The organism is Tepidiforma sp. (genome assembly GCF_034432735.1).
In the GTDB taxonomy this organism is placed as follows: Bacteria; Chloroflexota; Dehalococcoidia; order Tepidiformales; family Tepidiformaceae; genus Tepidiforma.
Window position 1 is genome coordinate 1 of sequence record NZ_DAOUBJ010000112.1, and the last position, 2,567, is coordinate 2,567.

The window sequence follows — 2,567 nt, forward strand, 5'->3', positions numbered from 1 at the left end:
CCCCCTCCCAAGGCACCGCCGCCGCCGGCCGGTAGCGCACCGCTCGCCCTCCCCAACCTGCTAAGCTCCCGACATGGCCTCTGCCCTCCCACCGGTCCGCCCCGCCATCGTCGCCCTCACCCAACAGCTCATCGCCGACCGCCGCCACCTCCACCAATACCCCGAGCTCCCCTGGCAGGAACACCGAACGCAGCAGTACCTCCTCGAACGACTCCACCAGCTCGGCCTCGCCGACGTCCGCCCAATCGCCCGGACCGGCGCCACCGCCCTCGTCCAGGGGGCGCTACCCGGCCGCTGCGTCCTCTGGCGCGCCGATATCGATGCCCTCCCCGTGCCCGAAAAGAGCGGACTCCCCTTCGCCTCCCGCCACGACGGCGTCATGCACGCCTGCGGCCACGATGCACACATGGCCATCGCCCTCGGGATCGCCGCCTGGGCCATCGCCCATCGCCACCAGCTCCCCGGCGCCATCCGGTTCGTCTTCCAGCCAGCCGAAGAAGCCTCCGGCGGCGCCGCCGCCTGCATCGCCGATGGCGTCCTCGAACATCCCCACGTCGAAATCGCCCTCGGCCTCCACATCTCCGCCGACATCCCCCTCGGCATGATCAACCTCGCCCCTGGCCCCTTCTTCGCGGCCCCTACAGCCTTCCGCATCGAAATCACCGGCCGCGGCGGACACGCCGCCGCCCCCCACCAAGCCGTCGACGCCGTCGTCGTCGCGGCCCACCTCATCACCGCCCTCCAAACCATCGTCTCGCGCGCCATCCCCCCCACCGAACAGGCCGTCCTCACCGTCGGCAAAGTCGAGGCCGGCTTCCGCGGCAACGTCATCGCCGAATCCGCCACCCTCTCCGGCACCATCCGCACCTACACCTCCCCCGTCCGCGACCTCATCCTCCGCCGCGTCGAAGAAATCGCCACCGGCGTCTGCGCCGCCTTCGGCGCCACCTTCCAGCTCGCCCACGAAACCTCCTGCCCACCACTCGTCAACGACCCAGCCGTCACCGCCCAAGTCCTCCAACACGCCCAGACCTTCTTCGGCCCCGGCCGCATCGTCGGCGTCCCTACCATGGGCGCCGAAGACATGTCACTCTTCCTCGAAGCCCGCCCCGGATGCTACTTCTGGCTCGGCGCCCGTAACGAAGCCATCGGCATCGCCGGCCGCCACCACGACCCCGGATTCATCATCGACGAAGCCGCCCTCCCCCTCGGCGTCGAATTCGCAGCCCGCATCATCCAACACTTCCTCCACCCCGAACCCCCAGCTCCCTCAGCAGACGCTCGATAGCCGGACCGACCCCCGGCTCGAACACCGCGAGCGCCCGGTTCCGCGCCGAGAGCAGACCGTCCTCCCTCGCCCGGTCCAAGAATCGCTCCAGCCCATCGAAAAACCCATCCACATTCGCGAACACCAGCGGCCCCCCATGCAGCCCCAGCTGCCGCCACGTCACCATCTCGAAGGCCTCGTCCAGCGTCCCGTACGCCCCCGGCAGCACCATGAACCCCTGCGCCAGCGAAGCCATCACCGCCTTCCGCTCCGCCATCGTCTCCACCACCCGCAGCTCCGAGACGCCCGCATGGGCAAGCTCCAAATCCACCAAAAAACGTGGAATCACCCCAATCACCCGGCCCCCAGCGGCCAAGCACGCATCCGCCAGCGCCCCCATCGAGCCGACCGTCGCACCCCCGTACACCACCCGCACACCCCGCTCAGCGAGCGCCCTCCCCGCCTCCCTCGCCGCCTCCAGATAGCGGCGACGAATCCCCGCCTGCGAACCGCAGAACACCGCAACCGTCAGCTCCGCGTCGCCGCTACTCAGCGACCCACCGGTCAACATCCCGTTCCCAGCTCACCAGCTCCTCCGGCGCGAAGAAAATCCCCAACTCCCTCGCAGCACTCTCCGGACCATCGCTGGCGTGCACCAAATTCCGCCCCTTGTCGATGCCAAAGTCCGCTCGGACCGTCCCCGGGGCCGCCTCTACCGGATTCGTCGCCCCGATCGTCGCCCGCACCACCCGAATCGCGTCCACCCCCTCCCACGCGATCGCGAGCACCGGCGCACTCGTGATGAACTCCACCAACCCCGGGAAAAACGGCTTCCCGACGTGCTCCGCATAGTGCCGCTCCGCCAGCTCCCGCGTCACGCGCAAAAGCTTCACCCCCACCATCTTCAGCCCCCGGCGCTCCAGCCGCCCGATAATCTCCCCCGCGAGCCCACGCTGCATCGCGTCCGGCTTCACCAGAAACAGCGTCCGTTCCACGTTCGCCAAGAAACCCTCCTCGCTAACCGGTCGCCCGCTGGCGCCGAGAAATCGTAATCGCCGGCTCACGCAGATAGAACGGCTCGGCACCCGCCGCGAGCTCACCCGCCCGGGCGCGCGGCGCCAGCCGCTCCAGCAGCGCCATCACCCGCTCCCGCGGGCCCACCTCCACCCCCCCGAAAGCCCCTGCCCCCTCACCCGCCAGCCGCACATCCCGCGGCAGCTCCGCCACCAACGCGATCTCCCCCGCTGGCAACCCCCCGACCCACCGCTGAACACCATACTCCCCCCGCCCCGCCGGATGA

The 2,567-nt window shown here is 69.9% G+C and carries 3 protein-coding genes and 1 pseudogene; 1 reads left to right on the top strand and 3 read right to left on the bottom strand.

All coding sequences use genetic code 11. The features are described from left to right. Window positions 1–73: 73 nt before the first annotated feature. Window positions 74–1,288 carry a M20 family metallopeptidase gene (locus VAE53_RS10420; protein ID WP_322819314.1) on the top strand — a complete coding sequence of 405 codons (1,215 nt, stop codon included), beginning with the start codon at window positions 74–76 and terminating at the stop codon, window positions 1,286–1,288. Here the strand turns inward: VAE53_RS10420 and VAE53_RS10425 are convergent. The 3 genes and pseudogenes from VAE53_RS10425 to VAE53_RS10435 form a co-directional block, all read right to left on the bottom strand. Next, on the bottom strand, window positions 1,233–1,838 hold the full coding sequence (locus VAE53_RS10425) for a TIGR00730 family Rossman fold protein (protein WP_322819315.1): 606 nt from the start codon (window positions 1,836–1,838) through the stop codon (window positions 1,233–1,235). The two genes, VAE53_RS10420 and VAE53_RS10425, sit on opposite strands and share 56 nt — an antisense overlap. Beyond that, the gene (gene ndk / locus VAE53_RS10430; protein WP_322819317.1) at window positions 1,813–2,262 is read right to left on the bottom strand and encodes a nucleoside-diphosphate kinase; all 450 of its coding nucleotides are present in this window, start codon (window positions 2,260–2,262) and stop codon (window positions 1,813–1,815) included. The genes VAE53_RS10425 and ndk overlap by 26 nt, the downstream gene beginning before the upstream one ends. Before the next feature lie 22 nt (window positions 2,263–2,284). Beyond that, window positions 2,285–2,567: pseudogene (locus VAE53_RS10435) on the bottom strand (hypothetical protein); the annotation flags it as partial.